We start from the raw sequence: 21,556 nt of genomic DNA, 5'->3' as shown, positions 1-21,556 counted from the left end.
TATTGCAAATTGGAGCCTTATTTATTGGCCGGGGAATCGAAGTGCAGAAATGCACTTCGATTCCCCGGCTTTTCTTTTTTGGAAGGGAGGAAAAATATGTTGGTACGCTATAAGAAAAACAAGAAACCTGCCTGTTATGATTCTGATGTCCTTGTAACAACAGGTCCGATACCGGCAGCTGAACAGCCTAAGGGACCATTTAAAAGCTGCGGAAACTGCCCCTACCCCTCTCATGGTTTTATCTGCTACAGTTCCGAGGGAGATTGCCTTAGAACCGATATGCAGAAAATAAACAAAAAACCCAATGCAAAACAAAAGCCCATATGAAGGAGGAACAAATATGAGATATGACAGTGAATTTCTGAGATTGCTCAAGGAGAAGTATCCGCCCGGTACACGAATCCGTCTCACAAAAATGAACGATCCCTATGCCCCCGTACCACCCGGTACAGAAGGTACGGTGGATTTTATTGACGATGCGTGCGGAATTCACATGCAATGGGACAACGGGCGCTCCCTTGCCCTCATTCCTGGGGAGGACTCGTTCTCAAAAATATCTCCTCCGCTCCAGACTCTCAAGCTATATATGCCGCTTACCGTTAAGAAATACGAGCGCAACGAATGGGGCGATTGGGAGGATTATCCCTCGGAGCTGGATCAAGATACTATCCTCTCCTATCACGATTCTATCCTTGCAGCCATTGTGAAAGAGCGAAGGCCGGAAGAAACGGAACGAGGACTCATGAAATACTATCCTAAAAATGACAGCGTCAATCAGAAGGTTCATTCCTTCTTTTTCACAGTGGAACAGATTGGCGCCAAGCTGATGGGTGTGGCCGAATGCCGCATACAAGGGAGCTTGAGTGAGGCAGAGCTTGAGCAGCTTAAGGATTATGTTTCCGGTCAGGCATCGGACGGCTTTGGTGAAGGCTTTGAGCAGCATCCCTTAAAAACAGGCAATGGCGAAATCTATGTCAGCCTATGGAGCAGTGATAAAGACTGGAGCATCATGACGCCGGATGAGTTGGCGCAAAGCCAGCAGATGGGAGGAATGCAGCTTGGATAATATCTTGACCGTTCTGACCGGAGATGAATAGCAGAATTTCTTTTGGTATTTGGTATAGCTTTCCTATGAAAAGTGTGGCATTGTGTTGTAATTGAAGGAGGTGGACAGAATGGAGTTATGGAAAGAGTCCTTACAAACTGCATTGGACGAACGTCTTGACGCAGCGTTTGCGGAATTGGCAGAATCCAACCCTGCTGTCAGGGAGGCTGTCAAACAGCAGCGGGATGCATCGGTGCTGGTAAAGGATCATCCGAAATACGATAACGAATTGAAACAGATAGTGGACTCATATTTTGAAGCTATGCAGCTTTTGCTCGGTGAATACAGCCGACATCTGTACATCCAAGGCGCTAAAGACTGTGTGGCGGTTTTGAGAGAGCTTGGCGTAATCAAGTAGCGCAGGCAATGATGCCTGTGCTTTTTTAGATTCAAAATCAAAACAGGGCCGTTTCCCCAAACAGGAGGCGGCCCTGTTTTTTATTATTTGTCCTGCCTTTCTTTCCGGGGAAGCGGTCGGAAAGGAGGTAAACATGTTGAAAAAACAGCTTGCGGAATATCTGCACCGCTATCATCACGGTGCGGAAAATGCCGTCACCAGCAAAGAACTGGAACACACCTTTTGTGTTTCCGGTAAGGAACTGCGCGATATTGTCAACAGCCTGCGTCGCGAAGGCATCCCTATCGCCAGCGATCAAAGCGGATATTTTTACGCAAGAACCGAAGCGGAAGTCCGGCTGACCATCCGTCATATGAGAAGCCGCGTCAGCGGAATCAGAGCCGCCATCGGAGGGCTCAGGCATTCCCTCACGGCATTTGACGATACGCAGATACGCCTGCCGCTGGAGGGAGGTGATGATTTCTGAACAGCTTTATGTCATGGATCGGCGGCAAGAAATCCCTGCGTGAGCTGATCGTCACACTGTTTCCCCTCTACTACGAAAGATACATTGAAGTGTTCGGCGGAGGCGGCTGGATACTGTTTCACAAGCCGCCCGGTAACGACTTTGAGGTGTATAACGATTTCAACGGACTGCTGGTCAACCTGTACCGCTGTGTGCGGGAAAAGCCGGAGGAACTTATAGACGCACTGCGTTATGTCCTCAATGCCCGCGCAGACTTTGACCTTGTTAAAAATACCCTCGCCCGTGACAGTCCTGCTTCCGATGTACAGAAGGCAGCCTGGTTTTACCAGCTTATCCGCTACAGCTACGCATCGGGACTTACCAGCTATGGCAGTCAGCCCCATGATATGTGGTCCAATTTTCCACTGATTGAACAGGCTCACAGACGGCTTGCCAAAGTGGTGATCGAAAACAAGGATTTCGAGAAGTTGATTGGGCAATACGACCGCCCCGTCAGCTTTTTCTACTGTGACCCGCCGTACTTTGAAACCGAGGGCTACTACAAAAACGTGGGTGAGGACGGCTTTACAGAAAAAGATCACATCCGCCTGCGGGATGCTCTGCTGCGAATTGAGGGCAAATTCCTGCTGTCCTACAATGACTGCGATTTTATCCGCAATTTGTATGATGCGCCGGGTATCCAAATTGATTCCTATACCCGCATCAATAACATCAAGCAGCGGTATGACAATGGGGCGCAGTTCCCCGAAATCCTCATTGCCAATTACGATATGGGGGAACGGACGAGGGAGGCCCCGGCGCAACTCAATTTATTTGACAACGGCGGGATTGAGCTCTGACCGAAAAACCAAAAAGGAACACCGTCCCTATCGGGGCAAATATTTAAAGGAGGACAGACCCCATGAAAAACAATCAGAAGAAAAATGAGCAGACCCTGCAAATCCCCATAGATGTTCAGCAGCGTTGCAGCTTTGCCGATGCGGAAACCCTTGTGGTGACAGCCGCCGAATGCGTATGCGTCATCCACAAGGGTGAAATGACGGCGCTGGAGCTTATTCGCGTTATTGCCGCACTCAGCGAGCTGGCAAGCGATATGACGGTTCACCTTGCCGGAGCTTGCGGTCTCTGCAACAACTGCGAGGATGAAAATCCGGAAGCAAGTGAAAAAGGCGGCTGCAATCACAACCCCGCTGAATGGGTAGCAGACTGCTCCCTTTGCCGTGATCTGCTGGACGAAAACCAGGACATCCGCATTCCAGACTATCTGCTGGAGGAAGCGGGTATCCCCAAGGGTACCCGGTTAGAAGGCTATACCGATGAGGACAGCGGCGAATTTACAGTCGTAAAGGCAGATATCCAGCAAGATATTCGCGATGTACCGGCCTGCATTCTTTCGGTGCTGGCGCAAAACGGTATCTGCCTTGCAGCATTGGATGAATTGATCATGCAGGAAAGCATCATCTATGGCAAATAACCTGCCCTCATTCTTTAAGACATTATCTGGGAGGTGGGAAGATGTTAGGGATTACCCTGAAAAACGGCCTCATTTCCTACTATGGAAACCCGGCCGGTTATACTGATAAAGAAAAAGCCATTGTGGACAGCATTTTTCAAAATGATGAGCTGACCATCTGGCTCCAAAGCCGCTCCTTAACGCCGAAGTGGACAGATGGCGTGATGGAGCGGCTTCTTGCTGGCGAACGTGCGGATGGCATGGAAGGCGTACTGCTGAAAAATGTTCGCATCTGGCAGTTAAAGCCGGACGTGGACGTGCACATGAAATTTATACCCTATGAAGAAATGGTGCGGCGATTTGGAGAGCCATCTCTCGAAAATTACAACATCGTCTATGACGGTCAGCTCGACACCAACGACCTCGAAGCCATCTACACAAGGTGCAATGCAAATCACCCGGCAGGCTTTTCGGGACACTCTCTTTCCATGTCTGATGTGGTGGAGCTGTATGACGCCCAAGGCAGCGAATATCACTACTGCGACCGTTTTGGATTCCAGAAAATCAGCTTCGGGGGCTCAGAGCAGACCCAAGCTATGGAAATGAGTATGTAGGCAGCCTGGGGCTGCCTTTTCTCGACCAAAGAAACAATAGAACAGAGGAAAACTACATGTTTCAGGTTATCAAAAAAATGAAAAGTACAGCTTCACACAAGATTACAGCGGCAAAGGATGCCGCAGCCAATCTCGCTTTCCGTGGCAGGAACCTTCTCTCAGGTAATGCCGGAGAAGGTTATATTGACACAGCCATCAAAATCTTGCTGGCGGTTGTCATTGGCGCCCTGCTCCTTGCGGGGCTCTATGCCCTGTTCGGGGAAACGGTGCTCCCGACCCTGACCCAGCGCATTAAGGAAATGTTCAACTACGCCGGTTAGAAATACCGGAAATTTTGAGAAGGAGGAATAAACATGCCTAAGAATACAACATCGCCCGTTCCAAAGTACGATGTGAAAATTCATTCCATCCGTCCGGCTGGAAGCTGCAAGGCCACCGCCTCGGTCAATATTTACGGTGTTTTCGCCGTTCGGGGCATCAAGATTATGGAGGGCTCCAAGGGGCTGTTCATTTCCATGCCCAGCTACAAGGCCGGAAACGGCGAGTACAAGGATATCTGCTTTCCTTGTACCAAGGAGTCCAAAGCGGAATTTGACAAGGCGGTTATCGGGGCTTACCAGCAGACGCTCACTCAAGGACAGGCCGCCGCACAGAAACAGGAATCTTCCGAACTCCAGCAGGAGCAAAGTCAGCCTGTCATGGGCGGGATGTAGGAGGTAGCCAATGAACGAGAAAATGAAAAAGCCTCTCGGCATTCTTCTTGTGGTTTGCTTGGTGGTTTCCCTGCTTGCGGGCAGCGCCTATGCGGTAAACCGATATTTTGAGGATGCCAAAGGCCATTGGGCGGAGGAAGCTATTCAAATTCTTACAGATAAAGGCGTCATCAGCGGTTATCCCGATGGCTTGGTACACCCTGATGCCATCATCACCAGAGGCGAGTTTGCAGCCTTGATCGCAAGAACCATGGAATTGCCGGAACCGAATGAAAGCCAAATTACCATTCATTTTACCGATATTGCCGGCCACTGGTCAGAGAAGCATGTGGAAGCACTCATTATTGCGGGAATCATCCAAAAGGATGATTTCGGCACAAAGTTTCTGCCAGACGAGCCCATCACCCGCATAGAGATGATCCGTATGCTGGTGAGAGCCATCGGCAAAGGCGACCATGACGCATCCTGCTCCTGCGCAACCGGCTTTTCAGATGACAGCGAACTTGGTGACGCAGACAAAGCCTGTATCTGCGCCGGTAAAAAATATGGTATTGTAGACGGCTATCCGGACGGAACGGTTAAACCGAACAGCAATGCCACCCGCGGAGAAGCCTTTGAAATGCTGGTGGACGCTGATAAGGCAAAGGAGCAGATCAATAAAGAGGAAACAGCGAAGCCGCCAGCAAACACCAAACCGAAGGATAAGTACTCAAACTCCGACAGTAGCGGCGGATCTTCCTATGTTCCTGCCCCGCAGTTCAGCTTTACGCTGCCCAAAACCGCTTATACTGCCGAGGAAATTGAGATCAAGCCGGAAAGCCGCTATGTAAGCGGCGTGACATGGTCGGCTCTTAAAAACGGGCTCCCTGCAGAGCTTTCCGAGCTGGCAGAGGGTACGTTGGACGCAAACGGCGGCAAAGTCAAATTTACGAAAGCAGGCAGCATTACCCTGATTGCCACAGCAAAAAACAGCCGGGGCATTACGGTAATCCATGAGCAGACAATCAGCATCTATCCGGTGGTAAAGGCTGCTTTTTCATTGCCTGAAACCGCCCACACCGACACGGCCGTTTCGGTGGAACTTGCTACTGAAAACCTCGGCGCTAATTCGGTAGTGTGGTCCCTTCAAAAAGATGGAGCTGCCGCGGATCTGGAAAAAGCTCTCTCTGGTGAGTTAAACTCTGCTGGCGGTACGGTTTTGTTTAAGGAAAAAGGCAGATATACGCTGACCGCCTCCATTACAGACGAGCTGGGCAAAACCGTTACTGCACAAAGCAACATCGCCATCTACCCTGTGGCGGAGGTAAAGCTTACCCTGCCGGCGGTTTCCCATACGGATAAAACCATCACTCTACAGACAGAAACAAAAGAAACGGATGGTCTCGCTTTAACCTATACCCTGACCAGAAACGGTGAACCTGCCGACATCGGCACATTTATCGAAGGCAATCCATCCGATGGCAGCATCCGCTTTAAGGAAAAAGGCGTGTATGTGCTGACCGCTTCTGTCACAGACGCTACAGGCAGAGTGTTTGCCGATACAGCGGATATCACCGTCTATCCGGTGGGATCAGCGGGATTTTATCTGCCTGAAATCTTCCATACCGATAAAACCGTTACGGTGGAAGCGGTGTTCGGGGAGATCGGAAGCCATACCGCCAAGTGGTCGCTGCTGCATGACAGCAAGGAGGTATCCCTCACCGACGCGGCGGAGGGCACGCTGGGCAACAGTGGCGGCAAGCTGAAGTTTCACTCCAAGGGCAGCTATGTCCTGAAAGCGGAATTCACCGATGATGGCGGCAGAACCTACCGCTATGAACAGAGATTCAAGGTTTATCCTGTGCCGGCCGTAAGCTACAGCCTGTCAAAGTACGCTCATACCGATACCGATGTCGTAGTCAAAACTGAAACCGCCAATCTGGACGGCCTTACCATCGAATGGCTGGTGGACAATACCTTCGGTTTTCAGGACTGGTCGACCTATGTCAGCGGTAAGCTCACAAACAACGGCGGCACAATCCGATTTAAAAGAGCCGGTATCTATGAGCTGGTGGCGAGAGTTACCGATGAAACAGGACGGGTATTTTTGTATGAAAGCAAGGACAGGTGCGAGGTGCTTCCCGTTCTGACCATTGACTTTGAGCTTCCCGCCTTTGCCTACACCGATACCGACCTTGACATCAGAACCCACGGCAACAACAATGTTCTGCCGGTAGAGTGGTCCGTCAGCAAGGACGGCAAAAATATTCCGCTCTCAGAGGCATTCAGCGGAAGTCTCACCCCGCAGGGAGGAAAAATTACTTTCCGAAGCGATGGCGAATATGTTCTAACCACCATGATGACCGATTATCTGAAACGCAGTTACTCCCACAGCGAAAGTATACGCATCCTGCCGGTGGTGCAGTATACATTCACCATGCCGCAGACCGTTCACTACGGTGCGGAGTTTGATGTTGTCGCAAAAGATGTTCAGCATATCGGCAGCTATACCGTAGTTTGGACGCTGCAAAAGGACGGCAATGCGGCACAGTATCAGGGAACGCTGGACAATGACGGCGGCAGGATCGCCATCCGTGACACCGGCGACTTTATCCTGACCGCTTCTGTCATAGACAGCAAAGGGCGTGTAACCACTCATTCGGAGAGCATCGCGGTAACCAATACTGCGCCGAATGCCCCTGTGGTAACGGCAATTCCCTCTCGTACCGCCAAGGACGGCAAGTTCCTTGTAGACATTACCGCCAGTGCCGACGATCCCGATGGCGATTCGGTGACATTGGAGTATGAGGGTACTGCGGCTGACAGCTACTATGCGCCGGGTACCCATACCATCCGTGTCAGAGCCAAAGATATCGCCGGAGCTTATTCCCCGTGGACGGAGAAAACCTTCACCGTGACCAATTCCGCTCCCACTGTTACCCTGACAGTTGAACCAACCCGCACGGTCAAGGACGGCAAATTCCTTGTCAATATCAGCGCTGCAGCCTCTGATGCGGATGGCGACCCAACCACGCTGGAATGGGAAAACAAGGCGGCGGACAATTATTACGCCGCAGGTACTCACACCGTGCGTGTCCGTGCAAAAGACATTGTCGGAGCTTATTCCCCCTGGGCAGAAAAGACATTTACCATCACCAGCTCTGCACCTGTTGTCACACTGACCGCAGCTCCCACCCGAACAGCGAATAACGGCAAGTTCCTTGTCGATATCAGCGCCGCAGCGTCCGATGCAGACGGCGATGCAACCACGCTGGAATGGGAAAATAAGGCGGCTGACAACTACTATGCCGTTGGTACTCACACCATCCGTGTCCGTGCCAAGGATGCAACCGGGCTATATTCGCAATGGGTATCCAAAACCTTTACCATCGCAAACTCTGCGCCGACTGCGCCGGTCATTACCAGAACGCCAAGCGGCAATAGCGTACCGCCGGGAACGCCAGTCACCATCAAAGCGACCAGCTCCGACCCCGACGGCGATCCTGTCACTCTCGTTTGGGAGGGCCGAAACGCAGAAACACAAACCTACCCGCTGGGAAGAAATGTGGTTCGTGTCAAGGCGGTGGATTCTGCGGGTGCTGAATCTTCCTGGTCTGCCATCGTGTTCTTTGTGGCGGACTCCAACGGCAGCGGCGGTATGACGCTCACCGGACCCGATTCGGTTATTCTCGAAAACGGACTTGAAGGCGCAACCATCACGGAGTATACCTTTACCGTACCTCCGGTCAGCGGTCACAGTGGCTCTGACTTTGGCAGAGTGCGCGGTTACAACAAGCTGACCAGCCAGTGGGATCAGCTTGACTATGGTACCACCTCAAATGGCATTACTTTCAAGAGGACGCTGGGCGCAGGCGTATACAGCAAGCTCGAATTTTATTACTACACCAACCATAATTGTATGTATAACAAATCCAACATCACCTACTCGGTGACCTACCACTTTGAATAGGAGGAAAATCCATGAAATATCTGTTTTGCAAGCTGAAAAGCAAGACTGCCACAGCCATCTCTAAAACTCATGGCATGCTTTCAAGCAATTGCGGGGAGGGCTATATTGACACGGCCATCAAAATTCTGCTGGCGGTTGTCATTGGCGCCCTGCTGCTGGCAGGGCTTTACGCACTGTTCGGAGAAACAGTGCTCCCGACATTGACCCAGCGCATCAAGGAAATGTTCAACTATGGAGGTTAACAACACCCTTCAAACGGTGCTTTTTTCTTTCCTGCTTATAGCAGCTTCTGTGTGGGATATCCGCAAACGGATCATCCCGGACAGTACCTGTATCTTGATTGCATTGACGGGGCTGATTGATTTCAGTCCCGTCAATTTTTTGGGAATCCTTGCGGCGCTTCCGTTTTTGACCGCTGCTTTATGTAAGCCTGACAGTATTGGAGGCGGGGATATAAAGTTCACTGCCGCCGCTGGCCTTGCCATCGGCTTTTGGGGATGCGTGGTCGGACTGATACTCGGTCTGACCGCCTCCCTCATTTTTTACATCTTAAATCAGGCTATCAGAAAGCTCAAAAAACTGGATCCGCAGAGAGCGTCACAGTTAACCCTGCCTATGGCACCGTTTTTATCCCTCGGCTTTCTTGCTGCAGCCATTATGAATATTGGAGGAACCATCCTATGAAAAAAATCCTTACCGATAGGAGGAAAATTTATGAGCCTATTTAAAAACCGCACGGTTGTCGGCGTAATCTGCATTCTTTTATCCCTTCTCATCTGTTTCGGAGTGACACCGCTATTCAATAAATCCATCAGCCAGAAAACAGAGATTGTCCGTGTAAAAAAGGAAATTAAAGCAGGTGATGAAATCACCAAAGACATGATTCAAACCGTGGAAGTGGGCGGCTTCGGACTTCCCGAAAATGTCATACGCCAGAGCGAAACAGTTATTGGCAAGTACGCTAAAGCCGACCTTTCCGTTGGTGACTATATTCTGAATACCAAATTGTCCGACACTCCCGCCGCTGAGAACGCCTATCTGTACAATCTGGACGGCACCAAACAAGCCATGTCGGTGACCATCAAGAGCTTTGCAAACGGCCTTTCCGGAAAGCTTCAGAGCGGCGATATCGTGTCGGTCATAGCACCTGACTATAAAAAGCAGGGTGCCACCGTTATCCCTGCCGAGTTGAAATATGTTGAAGTGATCAGCGTAACCGCATCCTCCGGCTATGACGCTAATACCGGGGAAGCTCCTGCAGGGGATGATGAACGGGAACTGCCCTCCACGGTGACCCTGCTTGTCTCTCCCGAACAAAGCAAGATACTGGCAGAGCTGGAGTCTGACGGCAAGCTCCACCTGTCCCTTGTTTACCGGGGCTCCCATGCCAACACCACCAAATTTTTAGAAGCACAGGACAAAGTGATCGCCGCCCTCTATCCTGCAGAACAGACAAAAGACAGCCCTTCTGACTCTCATGCCGAGGGAACGGAAGAAAACCCCGTATCCGAAGCGCCTGCAGAAAGCGAGGTGCAGTGATGCTGAACTTCAAGAAAAAGAGCATCTTCACACGACAATCTGCCGAGGAAGATATCACGCAGGAGATGGAACCTCAGAGCGGCATTCTTGCCGTTTGGGGCTCACCCGGCAGCGGCAAGACGACCGTGGCGGTCAAGCTGGCGAAGTATCTTGCCGACCGGAAGAAAAACGTGGTGCTTCTGCTGTGTGACATGACCGCACCCATGCTGCCCTGCATCTGTCCGCCCTCGGCGCTGGAATGCGAGCATTCACTGGGCAGCGTCCTTGCAGCGGCTCATGTGACGGATGCTCTCATCAAGCATAATCTGGTGACGCTAAAAAAGCACAGACATCTCACCATCCTCGGCATGAAAAAGGGTGAGAACGAATACACCTACCCGCCTTATGAGCAGGTACAGGTACTTGAACTGATGGATGGTCTGCGGAAAATTGCGCCATTTGTGGTGGTGGATTGCGGCAGCTATATTGCCAACGACATCCTCTCCGCCGTGGCGCTCATGGAAGCCGACAACGTTTTGCGACTTGCCAATGCCGACCTAAAATCGGTGAGCTATCTCTCCAGTCAGCTTCCTCTGCTTCGGGATTCCAAATGGGATGCGGATAAGCAATATAAGGTTGCAAGCAATGTAAAACCCCAGCAGGTCGGCGAGCAGATCGGACAGGCGCTGGGATCGGTGGCCTTTACCCTGACCCATTCGCAGGAATTGGAGGAACAGTATCTTGCAGGCAATCTGCTTGCCGATCTGTCCCTGAAGGACAGCCGTCAATTCCGCAGAGAAATTGAAAAAATTGCAAGGGAGGTGTTCGGATGTTAGGGAAAAAGAGAAATGCTCAGGCATTTTCCAAGAAGAATAAGCCGCAGGCCGAACAGAAAAAAACGGTCGAAACCCATTTATCCATAGCCCCTTTGACAAAACCTGCGGCTTTAAACAGCATCTCAGAGCAGGAACCCACGGTCAGACGCCCGGTAGATTTTGCAGGCGCGAACCGTGCGCATACGCTGTTCTTTACCCCTGAAGCCGAGGGAAAGAGCTTTTCATCAGTACTTGCCGATGTGCAGGAATATATTTCCGAAAACTACAGCACTCTCATCACAGCGGGCGGCGAGGATGCCAAAGCACAGCTTAAACGCTATATCGCCAAGTATGTACAGGATCACCGCATCTCGGTAAACGGCTTAAGCGGAAAAAAGCTTACAGATGCCCTCTACACCGAAATGGCGGAGTTTGGGTTTCTAACTAAATATATCTTTGGCACAGGCATTGAGGAAATCGACATCAACTCATGGCGGGATATTGAGGTACAGTATTCGGACGGACGAACCGTCAAGCTGGAGGAACGTTTTGAAAGCCCCCAGCACGCTGTCAATGTCATCCGAAGGATGCTTCACATCAGCGGGATGGTCTTAGACAACGCCAGCCCCATCGTGCTGGGACATTTGAGTAAGAATATCCGCATAGCCGTACTCAAAAGTCCCATTGTGGACGAGGATGTTGGCGTAGCAGCCTCCATCCGTATCGTAAACCCTCAGAGCATGAAGAAAGAGGACTTTGTCAAAAGCGGCACGGCAACAGATTCCATGCTGGATTTTTTATCTCTCTGTATCCGCTATGGCATATCAATCTGTGTGGCAGGCGCCACCAGCTCCGGCAAAACCACTGTGGCTGGCTGGGTGCTGACCACTGTCCCGGACAACAAGAGAATCTATACCATTGAAAACGGCTCCCGTGAGCTTGCACTGGTACGGGAAAAAGACGGTAAGGTGGTCAACTCGGTTATCCATACCCTGACCCGCGACAGCGACAATGACCGTCAGCGTATTGATCAGACCGATCTTTTAGACTATGCGCTCCGCTTTAATCCGGATATCATCGTGGTAGGAGAAATGCGCGGTGCAGAGGCGAATGCTGCGCAGGAAGCTGCCCGGACCGGCGTAGCGGTATTGACCACCATCCACTCTAATTCCTGCGAAGCCACTTACCGCCGCATGGTGTCTTTGTGCAAACGTGCCGTGGATATGTCCGACCAGACCCTCATGGACTATGTCACGGAGGCCTATCCGATTGTGGTGTTCTGCAAACAACTTGAAAACAAGCAGCGGCGCATGATGGAGATTCAGGAATGCGAAATTCTGCCGGACGGCACAAGACACTACCGCCCGCTCTTTCAGTATGTGATCACTGAAAACCGTATTGAGAACGGCAAATTTATCATCGAGGGACATCACGAACAGGTGAACACCATCTCAGACAGCCTTGCCAAACGACTGCTGGAGAACGGTATGCCTCAGGCACTCATTGAAAGTCTTCGAAAAAAGGAGGTGCGAAGTGCATGACAACAATACTTTTAATTGCTTGCATCGGAATGATTGCAGGCTTTTTTATTCTGTTCGGTCTTACGCCAATGGAATTTACTTCCGCCGTATTCACAAAGCTCACCGGCAGACCCAAATCCCTCCGTGATGAGTTGGACGAGTTCACCCGCAGAAAAAAGAAGTCTTATCTGCGCCGTGAAATAGACGAAGTGCAATCGATTCTTAGAGTAACCGGAAGGACGGAACGCTTTCCCATGCTCTGCGTCCTGTCCCTGTTATTTTTTGCCGTGGGCGCATCCATCGCCATCATGCTCTCAAACTTTTTTCTTATTCCTGTAATGGCGATAGGCTGTATGTTCCTGCCCTTCTGGTGGGTAAAGCTCACTGCCGGCCACTTCAAAAAGGACATTGCGGCGGAGCTTGAAACGGCACTTAGCATCATCACCACGGCCTACCTTAGAAACGAGGATATTCTGACGGCGGTGGAGGAAAATCTCCCATACCTGAACCCGCCTGTGCTGTCCGTATTCAAGGAATTTGTATCCCGTATTAAGTTAATAGACCCGGATATAACGGCGGCTCTCCATGATCTGAAAAGCCGGATTGACAACACTGTATATGCCGAGTGGTGCGATGCCCTCATTGCATGTCAGCATGACCGCAGTCTCAAAACCACCCTGACTCCCATCGTCAGCAAGCTCAGCGATATGCGTGTGGTCAACGCTGAGCTGGAAAACATGGTCTTTGAGCCCCGAAAGGAATTCATCGTCATGCAGGTTCTTGTCATCGGCAATATACCGCTCCTCCATTTTTTGAATCAGGACTGGTATCACACGCTGATGCACACACCATTGGGGCAGATTATCCTGACCATCTGTGCCGCCGTGATGTTTGTTTCCACAGCCTTTGTCATTAAGCTGACCCAGCCCATCGAATATCGAAGATAGGAGGACGCCTATGACAATCTATCTCTTTCTATTTGGAGTCCTCCTGTCGGCGGGGCTCTTTTTCATTGCCGCCGATCTGCTGCGGCTGCCCACTCTCGCCACCCAAAAGGCGATTCTGTCGTCAGGAAAGCAGACTAAGGAGAAGCCCAAAACCATCGATATGCTGCTGCGCAATGCAGCTATCCGGCTATGCCACTACATCCGTATGGATGAATATAAAAAAAGCCGAATGGCAAATGTCCTGTCGGCAGCAGGATTTTTCGACTCACCAGAACTGTTTATGGCAATGGCAATTGTCAAGGCGATGAGTATTGCGCTTTGCATCATTCCATGCCTTATCGTCCTGCCGCTGCTGGCCCCCATTGTGCTTTTTACTGCCATACTGGTCTACTTCAAGGAAGTCCGTAAGGCAGATGAAGCTCTGGCGGCCAAGCGAGGTAAAATCGAGCAGGAACTGCCACGCTTTGTTGCAACCATCACCCAGGAACTGAAAGCCAGCCGGGATGTGCTGTCCATATTGGAAAATTTCAAAAGAAATGCAGGCGAGGACTTTGCGGCAGAGCTTGATATTCTTACGGCAGACATGCGTTCCTCCAGCTATGAAGCGGCTCTGACTCGCTTTGAAGCAAGGTTTAATTCGGCAATGCTCTCGGATATTACAAGGGGGCTGATCGGTGTACTGCGCGGGGATGATGGAGTGATGTACTTTCAGATGCTTTCGCACGATATGAAGCAGTTGGAGCTCCAACGTCTGAAATCACAGGCTATGAAAATTCCGCCGAAAATCCGTGTGTTCACTTTTGCCATGCTCATGTGCTTCATCATGACCTACATGGCGATTATTGTCTATGAAATCATCACATCCCTCGGCGGAATGTTTTAAGTTGGAGGTGACCACGTGCTGAAAATCCTGAAAAGTAAGAATGGCGAGGGATATATCGATGTAGCGGTGCTGGTTTTATGTGCTATGCTGGTCATCGCCCTTGCCGTGAATGTGTTTCCTGTCTACATCCAAAAGCAGCAGATTGACACCTTTGCCGCAGAGCTCATTCGAGAAGCGGAAATTTCCGGCCAGGTCGGCAGTGAAACCGAACGCCGTGAACAGTATCTACGGGAAAAGACCGGTCTGAGCCCTACAGTGGCATGGTCGAAAACCGGAAGGATTCAGCTCAACGAGGAAGTCACGGTAACGGTCACCTATCAGACTAATATCGGACTGTTCGGAGGATTCGGCTCCTTCCCGATAACGCTCAGGGCTGATGCCGCAGGAAAATCGGAAGTCTATTGGAAGTAGGTGATGAGATGGAAAAAACCAAGCGTATCTTTAAAGATAAAAACGGCTCAGGCTTTCCGCTCATCATTGCCATAACCCTGTCGCTCTTGATTGTCTTTACCGGCATTTCGGAATATTTCCGGCTTATGATTGTTGCACAGGGTGTGCGGGATGCATTACAGGCTGCCGTCATCTCCACCGTCAACGACAACTATGACGATGTGTACCACGGTGTGCGGGAAGGCTACAGCGGAGCCTACCAGCCCATTGCGGAGGATTTTGAAGAAAGTCTCGATTACGGCGATATATATAACAGGCTGGACGGTATCCTCGGTCTTTCCTACAGTGGTGGCTATCATGAAAAACGCACTTCTGACGGAAAGCTGGAATTTAAAATATGGAATCTGGATGTGGATATTCGAAATGCTCCTTTCGCATCAAGTGACCAAGTCTCTGCCCGCTTTAAAGCTGACAGCACCATCATGCTGGAGGTTCCGGTATCCTTTGGAGGAAAACTGCTGCCGCCTATGCGTATCAAAGTCAAGACCAGTGCCGGGTATACGCCGAGATTTTAATTTTTTGTGAAAGTCTATTTTGTAAGGATAGACTTTTTGAAAAGTTCGTGGTAGGGTGTGACTTAACAAGGTAAATCTCAAAATTTTACAAATAGGAGGACACTCTTATGAATAATAAAATGAAGAAATGGCTGACTGTCATCGGTTGTCTCGCCATCTGTGCAGTATTGGTGGTACTGATTGGGCAGCAGTTCAAAAGTCCAAAACCGGTGGACAATCCGCACCCACCTCAAAGCTCCGATGTGAGCAATGTGACAGTAGACCCGAAGGTTCCGCAAAATACAGAGAAAGAAAAAGATGTCACCATAGCCCCTTCTGACACCACCCAGCCGACAAGCACCGACAATGGTGCGGTTTCCAGTGGTACCGAGCAGACTATCCAGGGTGATGTATCCAAGCCGGAATATACCGAGGAACAGCTCAAAAATCCTGAACAGAAGCCCAACGGCGATGAAGTTACGGAACAGGATAAGCCTGTCGACCATGATAAAGTGGAAAAGCCCAAGACTACTCCAAAAAGCGACGGCCAGCCGCATGGCGGCGATACCAAGGACGGTAAAATCTACGTGCCGGGTTTTGGATGGATTAATGATCAAGGCGGTGGTGGACAGGGTACCGTTGGTAAAAGCGATGGCGATATCAATAAGCAAGTTGGTACAATGGACTGAATAGCAGAGATCTAAAAGGCACGGTTGAAAGTTACCGTGCCTCAATTTTTGAAAAACAGGAGGACAGGATGAAAAAAGTAATTAGAATCACATTCATACTACTGCTGACACTGTCCATGCTTTTTCCCATAAATGCTTTTGCAGATACAGGCGGCAGTGGAAACATTGACGGCGGCGGAGGCGGGATGGGCAGCGGAACCAGCACAAACACATGGAGCCCCGGTAACGAAGGCGTTCGCATTACTGTGGTTCGAGCAAGTGATCATACTGTTGTGACAACTCCTATCGATTTAACAAACAAATCCCCCAATAATATTAAAGTGCATTTTGGAAAGACAAGCAAGCTGCAATATAATGCAGGGAGTGCTTTGACGGCCATGACAAGTAAATACCAATATATTAATCCGCCACAGGCTATGCCGCAAATTATCAGCACCAATGGTAGCAACAATATTGAAGCAATCAAGAAATACTTTTGTTCAGAATACATCGTACAGATGATTGCCAATCACACAGGCATGGATTATGACATCCTCATCGGCGGAGAGTATAAAATTCTTTTGGAACCCATCGCCTACTACAAATTTGAAGGTGTTATGATTGCCACCACCGCTACCGAAGCTGCGCTCTACGATGAGCAGACAAGCGGCCTTTTAAGGCGGCGTATGGTGTCCCTTACTCATAAGAATTTGCCCCTCGCCATGTTTCTTGAAGTAAGTGATCTCGGTTATCCCGCATGGGGAGGAAGCAGGACAAGCGCCGCTTCTAATGCGGACATCAAGTCCAGCCTTGGGCTTGGCATTGTCCGTTTTACAGAAAGGCCGGAGGAACCTCAGATTGACGCCTACGATTATGAGTACCGTGTGAATACGGATGTCATTACGGCAATCAGAGTCAGCGGCGGTCAATCCGACCCCGACAGGCCCACCCGTGTCAGCTTTAATATCGGTGGGCGAACCTACAACGTGGGTAATGTTTATTATCCTGAAGGAGACAGTCAGCTTGCGTGGGTAAAATGGAAAACCCCGGATACTGAGCAGACATTGACAATCCATGTGACGGTATCCGGTCCCGGAAGCACCGCCAAAACCACCCTCAATGTAAAAATCGTTGATCTTGACAAAAATTCTCCGCCTAATCCCGTAGCCGATGACCGCAACGACAGCTACCGTATCGCCGCTGTTCCGAACAGAGCGATAAAAAGCACGGCAAATTGGAGTGTTTGGCGGCCGTGGTGGCAAGAGTACTGGGTATGGCATGGGGATGATGAAGATGGATATTGGTGCGATCACGGATGGTGGGAATTTGACCTGGATCGCTACAGCGCCAGCCTGACCGCTGCCATGAGCATCAAGTGTGACAACCGTAACCCTACTGCCAGCGGAAGGACAATGAAATCAGGATACGGCATCAATCAGACAGTTATCGGAAGTGTCAGCTCCAACCAAAGCTCAGCAGTTACTCAGCCGCAGAATGCGGTCAGCTACTTCCCGGAGTTTGGTTATGAAACCTACTGGCGGCTTTTAGAACGTATGGGTTCGGGGCGGTTTGAATTTCAACGTAATCCTTATTCCACTTACAAAAATCGCACTCATTTCAGCCCGATTTGGATGCCTGATGGAGCCTATACCGTTAACACTTGGCTCATTGATGGGTGGACGCCGGATGGGATGCTGTCCGCCAACCTCACTGACTCCCTTACAATTCGCGGGAATTTGTGGAGCGACTGGCATGTCGCCCCCCTCAATCCTTAATAAAATATCAGAAAAAGAGCAAGGCTGCAGAAGTATTTCTGCGGTCTTTTCTTAACTTTGGAAAGGTGGTCTTTATGAAGAAATACAAGAAAACAGCTCTTGTTTTGACTTTTGCCCTCATGGTAGCCTTTGCGTTTAGTACGACAGCATACGCCGCTCCGACCGGGGATGTGGCAGGGGCTATTGAGGGTACTTGGCGGGACGCCTCCGGTCAGATCAAGACGGTTGTCAACAACGTGGTGTTTCCCGCCATTGACCTCATTTTGGCAGTGTTCTTCTTTGCCAAATTGGGGATGGCGTATTTTGATTATCGGAAGCATGGTCAGTTCGAATGGGCCGCACCGGCTATTCTGTTCGCCTGCCTTGTGTTCACGCTGACGGCTCCGCTATATATCTGGACTATACTTGGGATGTGACGGTGAAAATATAACGAGGACAGCCTTGCTCTATCAAGCAAGGCTGTCTCCAATTTCATACGGATATAATAACTATTCTGTTTAAGACAAATGTGTATCAATTTTCATTGTTAGATGGCAAAGTCTGCATCAGGGCAAAGAAATGTTCAGGCTTACCGTTACTGAAATAGTTATACCAAGCCTCCAGTGTATCTGATTGAAATACACCTAAATGCTCAATGATTTGCTTTGCCCACAATAAGCCTCCGGTAGAACCGGCGGTAATGAGGTTGTTATCGGCTACAGAAGAATCATCCATATAAAAACTCTGGCCTTTATAGCAGGGAGAAACCATTTCAAGAAAACCTTCTCCATTACTGGTGTGTGGACGCTTATCCAAAAGTCCAACATTGGCAAGCGCAGCAGTGGCTCCGCAGATTGCACCCACCAAGGCACCTACAGAAAGGAATTCACTTACTTTTTTGATAATAGTTCCATGCTTTGGGTCGCTCCAAGTATTTGCACCCGGCAATAGCAATACACTTGTTTCGTTCACAACCATATCGTCAATCAAGCAATCTGGGACAATAGTCAGTCCGCCCATTGTACGGATTGGCTCCTTAGAGCAGCTTACCGTTTTAAGGGATATACGCTGTGCATCCTTTTTGAAAAAGCGACCAGAATTCAGCTCCGAAGTTACATATCCCAATTCCCAGTCGGCTAAAGTATCAAGAATATAAATATATATTGTAATCATAACTTTCCTCCGCTTGTTTTGTAATATTGTTTTGTTTGTTTTTTTAGTGTATCATATAATTGTTGACAATAGTATGGCAACAATTAAAAGGGAGAATATTGGTTCAATGAAAATAGACAGACTTGTAAGTATGATTATGATACTTCTCGATAAAGAACGGATAGGTGCACAGGAATTGGCGGATATGTTTGAAGTTTCACCTCGCACAATTTACCGTGATATAGAGACAATCAATATGGCAGGTATTCCTGTCTGCTCCATATCGGGAGTGGGTGGCGGTTTTGAAATTATGCGGAACTATAAGCTTGATAAAAAGGTTTTTTCCACTGCTGATCTTTCTGCTCTCTTAATGGGGCTTTCCAGCCTTTCAAGCACAGTACGAGGTGATGAATTGGTAAATGCCCTTGCAAAAGTCAAGAGCTTTATTCCAGCCGATAAAGCGAAAGAGATAGAATTAAAAGCAAACCAAATCCATATAGATTTAAGCCCGTGGATAGGTAACAGAAATATAGGGCCGTATTTGGAAACAATCAAAACAGCATTACAGGAAAGTAAATTGGTTTCGTTCCAATACTCAGCTCACCACGGAAATAAGACTGCACGAATAGTTGAGCCGTATCAGCTTGTACTCAAAAATAGCCATTGGTACTTCCAAGGCTACTGCCATAAGAGGAGTGATTATCGCTTATTTAAACTATCTCGCATATCAAATCTTGAAATGCAAGTGGAAACTTTTATACCACGAGATTATCAGAGGCCGATTTTAGAATTTGCGGATACTTTAGAAACAATGCAAACAAAAATTAAAATCCGTATTCATAAAGCTGTGATAGATAGGATTCTTGATTATTGTGCTTATGAAGAATTGACTCCCGATGGCGATGAGCATTATATTGTGGAATTTCCTTTTATAGAGAACGATTATCATTTTGATATTCTTCTTAGTTTGGGAAATAAATGCGAGTGCTTAGAGCCGTTGCACATCCGTGCAGAAATAAAGCGTAGAATAAACGATATGGCTGTCTTATATGAAAAATAAAATATGTTAAGTCGAAATCCACTCGCCATCTTTATGCAAGCATTGACTGGACTATTCTTGGCATGTAGTAATAATGAGTAGGTCCAGTTCTGCAAGGAGCTGGGTCTGCTCATTTAGGTTCTCATTATGCTCATAATAAGAAATTCTGGTTATTCCTAACTGTTCATTAATATGCCAACACCTCATAACCAGTTTCGGTTACTAACACCTGTTTTTCCCATTGCGCAGAAGGCTTCCCATCAGCAGTGCGAATAGTCCAATTATCGCATTTATCTGTTACTATATTGGATTTTCCCATATTTATCATAGGCTCTACAGTAAAAACAAGTCCTGGGACTAAGAGCATTCCTGTTCCTTGCTTTGTCACATAACCGACCCAAGGATCTTCATGAAATTGTAGACCAATACCGTGGCCTCCGATTTCTCGAACGACAGAATATCCATTTTCCCTTGCATGGTCTTGAACAGCTTGCCCAACATCACCAAGAAATCCCCACGGTTTTACCTGTTCAATGCCCAGCTCCACACACTCTTTCGCAACATCAACCAGTTTTTGTTTCTCAGCGGAAACAGCACCAATGCAAAACATGCGTGAAGAATCTGAAAAAAATCCGTTATAAATTGTAGACACATCAATATTTACAATATCGCCGTTTCGCAGGAATATACGATCAGAGGGGATACCATGACATACAACATCATTAATTGAGATACACACGCTCTTAGGGTATCCGTCAAAATTGAGTGTTGCTGGAACGCCTCCCAGTTCCTTGGTTTTTTCGAAGATAAGCCGGTCAAGCTCTTCCGTGGTGATTCCATCAACCGCATAATTTGCAATGAAATCCAGTAAAGCGATGTTTCGTTTGCTGCTTTCCCGAATACCTTCAATCTGTTGTTTTGTTTTAAGCAATTTTCGATAAGGCACTTCATATCCCTTTAAGCGGTAGATTACAATTTGCTCATCAATAGGGCCATGACATTTCTTATATTTTCGACCGCTGCCACACCAGCAGAGATCATTTCTTCCAAACTTGTCAGACATTTTATCTCCTCGCATTTACAAATTCGGAGGGAGCAATACGCCCTATAGACTAAGGTGAGCTAAGAGAAACACCGGAAGTTTTCCGATATTGGCGTGGCGAGCATTGAAACGCTTGTGAAAAAGCTCTTGCAAACGCTTCAGATGACGAGTACCCATATCGAAAAGCAATATCGGTTATTCTGTCATTGGTTATGCAAAGATCATTAGCAGCAGCTTTTAATTTACATTGGGCAAGAAATTGTTTATATGTCATACCCATGTGCTCCCGAAACTTTGTAGAGCAGTAATACGGTGAATAACCAACATATGATGACATATCTTGCAGGCTTGGGCTTTCTGTTATGTTATTTTCTACCCACTTTGCCATTGTTTCTATTGTTTGAACAGACATTTGCTTCACTCCTTTCTCCAGTATATCAATTCTCACAGACAATTACCTGATATAAGTTGCACATATGAGATAAAGTGCTTGCCGATAATCTCCGTAATTTGGCTGCAGCAGGAGTTTACGGATGCCTTTAATTACTGTACAGATTATAAATAATTAGCAATTCAAATACTTGTTAAAAGTTATCGTACCATATGTTGCCGCAAA

26 protein-coding genes are annotated in these 21,556 nt (G+C 48.6%); 23 read left to right on the top strand and 3 right to left on the bottom strand.

Annotation, left to right across the window (positions count from 1 at the left end):
* The first annotated feature begins 96 nt into the window (after positions 1-96).
* From G340_RS17470 to G340_RS0106690, 22 genes are all read left to right on the top strand, one after another.
* Positions 97-327, top strand: a complete 231-nt coding sequence (locus tag G340_RS17470; RefSeq protein WP_066644873.1) for a hypothetical protein — start codon at positions 97-99, stop codon at positions 325-327.
* 13 nt (positions 328-340) lie between these two features.
* Entirely contained in the window at positions 341-1,066 is a 726-nt protein-coding gene (locus tag G340_RS0106790) for a DUF4314 domain-containing protein (RefSeq protein WP_020072902.1), read from the top strand.
* 109 nt (positions 1,067-1,175) lie between these two features.
* On the top strand, positions 1,176-1,463 hold the full coding sequence (locus tag G340_RS0106785) for a hypothetical protein (RefSeq protein WP_020072901.1): 288 nt from the start codon (positions 1,176-1,178) through the stop codon (positions 1,461-1,463).
* 133 nt (positions 1,464-1,596) lie between these two features.
* On the top strand, positions 1,597-1,929 hold the full coding sequence (locus tag G340_RS0106780) for a hypothetical protein (protein WP_020072900.1): 333 nt from the start codon (positions 1,597-1,599) through the stop codon (positions 1,927-1,929).
* An 8-nt stretch (positions 1,930-1,937) separates the two neighbouring features.
* Positions 1,938-2,768 (top strand): DNA adenine methylase, encoded by an 831-nt coding sequence (locus G340_RS0106775; RefSeq protein WP_020072899.1) that lies wholly within the window; start codon positions 1,938-1,940, stop codon positions 2,766-2,768.
* A gap of 62 nt (positions 2,769-2,830) precedes the next feature.
* A complete protein-coding gene (locus tag G340_RS0106770) occupies positions 2,831-3,403 on the top strand; it encodes a hypothetical protein (RefSeq protein ID WP_020072898.1) in 573 nt (190 codons plus the stop codon).
* Between the two features lie 41 nt (positions 3,404-3,444).
* Complete coding sequence (locus G340_RS0106765) at positions 3,445-3,996, top strand: YodL domain-containing protein (RefSeq protein ID WP_020072897.1); 552 nt, start codon at positions 3,445-3,447, stop codon at positions 3,994-3,996.
* A 56-nt stretch (positions 3,997-4,052) separates the two neighbouring features.
* A complete protein-coding gene (locus G340_RS0106760) occupies positions 4,053-4,316 on the top strand; it encodes a DUF6133 family protein (protein ID WP_020072896.1) in 264 nt (87 codons plus the stop codon).
* A gap of 33 nt (positions 4,317-4,349) precedes the next feature.
* Positions 4,350-4,709, top strand: a complete 360-nt coding sequence (locus G340_RS0106755; RefSeq protein ID WP_020072895.1) for a SpoVG family protein — start codon at positions 4,350-4,352, stop codon at positions 4,707-4,709.
* Between the two features lie 10 nt (positions 4,710-4,719).
* The gene (locus G340_RS0106750; protein ID WP_020072894.1) at positions 4,720-8,658 is read left to right on the top strand and encodes an S-layer homology domain-containing protein; all 3,939 of its coding nucleotides are present in this window, start codon (positions 4,720-4,722) and stop codon (positions 8,656-8,658) included.
* Between the two features lie 74 nt (positions 8,659-8,732).
* Positions 8,733-8,900: a DUF6133 family protein gene (locus G340_RS0106745; RefSeq protein WP_432766947.1), complete on the top strand. Its 168-nt coding sequence runs from the start codon at positions 8,733-8,735 to the stop codon at positions 8,898-8,900.
* The gene (locus G340_RS0106740; protein ID WP_020072892.1) at positions 8,890-9,342 is read left to right on the top strand and encodes a prepilin peptidase; all 453 of its coding nucleotides are present in this window, start codon (positions 8,890-8,892) and stop codon (positions 9,340-9,342) included. The genes G340_RS0106745 and G340_RS0106740 overlap by 11 nt, the downstream gene beginning before the upstream one ends.
* 30 nt (positions 9,343-9,372) lie before the next feature.
* Positions 9,373-10,197, top strand: a complete 825-nt coding sequence (gene cpaB / locus G340_RS0106735; RefSeq protein WP_020072891.1) for a Flp pilus assembly protein CpaB — start codon at positions 9,373-9,375, stop codon at positions 10,195-10,197.
* Positions 10,197-11,012 (top strand): nucleotide-binding protein, encoded by an 816-nt coding sequence (locus G340_RS0106730; protein WP_020072890.1) that lies wholly within the window; start codon positions 10,197-10,199, stop codon positions 11,010-11,012. The genes cpaB and G340_RS0106730 overlap by 1 nt, the downstream gene beginning before the upstream one ends.
* Complete coding sequence (locus G340_RS0106725) at positions 11,006-12,532, top strand: type II/IV secretion system ATPase subunit (RefSeq protein ID WP_020072889.1); 1,527 nt, start codon at positions 11,006-11,008, stop codon at positions 12,530-12,532. Before G340_RS0106730 ends, G340_RS0106725 begins: the two co-directional genes overlap by 7 nt.
* The gene (locus G340_RS0106720; RefSeq protein WP_020072888.1) at positions 12,529-13,458 is read left to right on the top strand and encodes a type II secretion system F family protein; all 930 of its coding nucleotides are present in this window, start codon (positions 12,529-12,531) and stop codon (positions 13,456-13,458) included. Before G340_RS0106725 ends, G340_RS0106720 begins: the two co-directional genes overlap by 4 nt.
* A gap of 10 nt (positions 13,459-13,468) precedes the next feature.
* Complete coding sequence (locus tag G340_RS0106715; RefSeq protein ID WP_020072887.1) at positions 13,469-14,341, top strand: hypothetical protein; 873 nt, start codon at positions 13,469-13,471, stop codon at positions 14,339-14,341.
* Between the two features lie 15 nt (positions 14,342-14,356).
* Positions 14,357-14,752 carry a DUF4320 family protein gene (locus tag G340_RS0106710; RefSeq protein WP_020072886.1) on the top strand — a complete coding sequence of 132 codons (396 nt, stop codon included), beginning with the start codon at positions 14,357-14,359 and terminating at the stop codon, positions 14,750-14,752.
* Positions 14,753-14,760: 8 nt separating this feature from the next.
* On the top strand, positions 14,761-15,306 hold the full coding sequence (locus G340_RS0106705) for a hypothetical protein (RefSeq protein WP_020072885.1): 546 nt from the start codon (positions 14,761-14,763) through the stop codon (positions 15,304-15,306).
* Positions 15,307-15,413: 107 nt separating this feature from the next.
* Positions 15,414-15,974 (top strand): DUF6550 family protein, encoded by a 561-nt coding sequence (locus tag G340_RS0106700; RefSeq protein ID WP_020072884.1) that lies wholly within the window; start codon positions 15,414-15,416, stop codon positions 15,972-15,974.
* A 68-nt stretch (positions 15,975-16,042) separates the two neighbouring features.
* Positions 16,043-17,728, top strand: coding sequence for a hypothetical protein (locus G340_RS0106695; RefSeq protein WP_020072883.1), 1,686 nt, complete (start codon positions 16,043-16,045; stop codon positions 17,726-17,728).
* A gap of 74 nt (positions 17,729-17,802) precedes the next feature.
* A complete protein-coding gene (locus G340_RS0106690; RefSeq protein ID WP_020072882.1) occupies positions 17,803-18,144 on the top strand; it encodes a DUF3852 domain-containing protein in 342 nt (113 codons plus the stop codon).
* Between the two features lie 97 nt (positions 18,145-18,241).
* Here the strand turns inward: G340_RS0106690 and G340_RS0106685 are convergent, their stop codons facing one another.
* The gene (locus G340_RS0106685; protein WP_020072881.1) at positions 18,242-18,880 is read right to left on the bottom strand and encodes a type 1 glutamine amidotransferase family protein; all 639 of its coding nucleotides are present in this window, start codon (positions 18,878-18,880) and stop codon (positions 18,242-18,244) included.
* A gap of 106 nt (positions 18,881-18,986) precedes the next feature.
* Here G340_RS0106685 and G340_RS0106680 point away from each other — a divergent pair, with 106 nt between their 5' ends.
* On the top strand, positions 18,987-19,919 hold the full coding sequence (locus G340_RS0106680) for a helix-turn-helix transcriptional regulator (protein WP_020072880.1): 933 nt from the start codon (positions 18,987-18,989) through the stop codon (positions 19,917-19,919).
* Between the two features lie 166 nt (positions 19,920-20,085).
* Here the strand turns inward: G340_RS0106680 and G340_RS0106675 are convergent, their stop codons facing one another.
* On the bottom strand, positions 20,086-20,961 hold the full coding sequence (locus G340_RS0106675; RefSeq protein ID WP_020072879.1) for a methionyl aminopeptidase: 876 nt from the start codon (positions 20,959-20,961) through the stop codon (positions 20,086-20,088).
* Positions 20,962-21,010: 49 nt separating this feature from the next.
* On the bottom strand, positions 21,011-21,352 hold the full coding sequence (locus G340_RS17465; protein WP_026184155.1) for a helix-turn-helix domain-containing protein: 342 nt from the start codon (positions 21,350-21,352) through the stop codon (positions 21,011-21,013).
* Between the last annotated feature and the right edge of the window lie 204 nt (positions 21,353-21,556).

Source organism: Faecalispora sporosphaeroides DSM 1294 (genome assembly GCA_000383295.1).
In the GTDB taxonomy this organism is placed as follows: Bacteria; Bacillota; Clostridia; order Oscillospirales; family Acutalibacteraceae; genus Faecalispora; species Faecalispora sporosphaeroides.
Note: the sequence above shows the minus strand (reverse complement) of the source record. Positions and strands in the feature narration are given on the sequence as shown.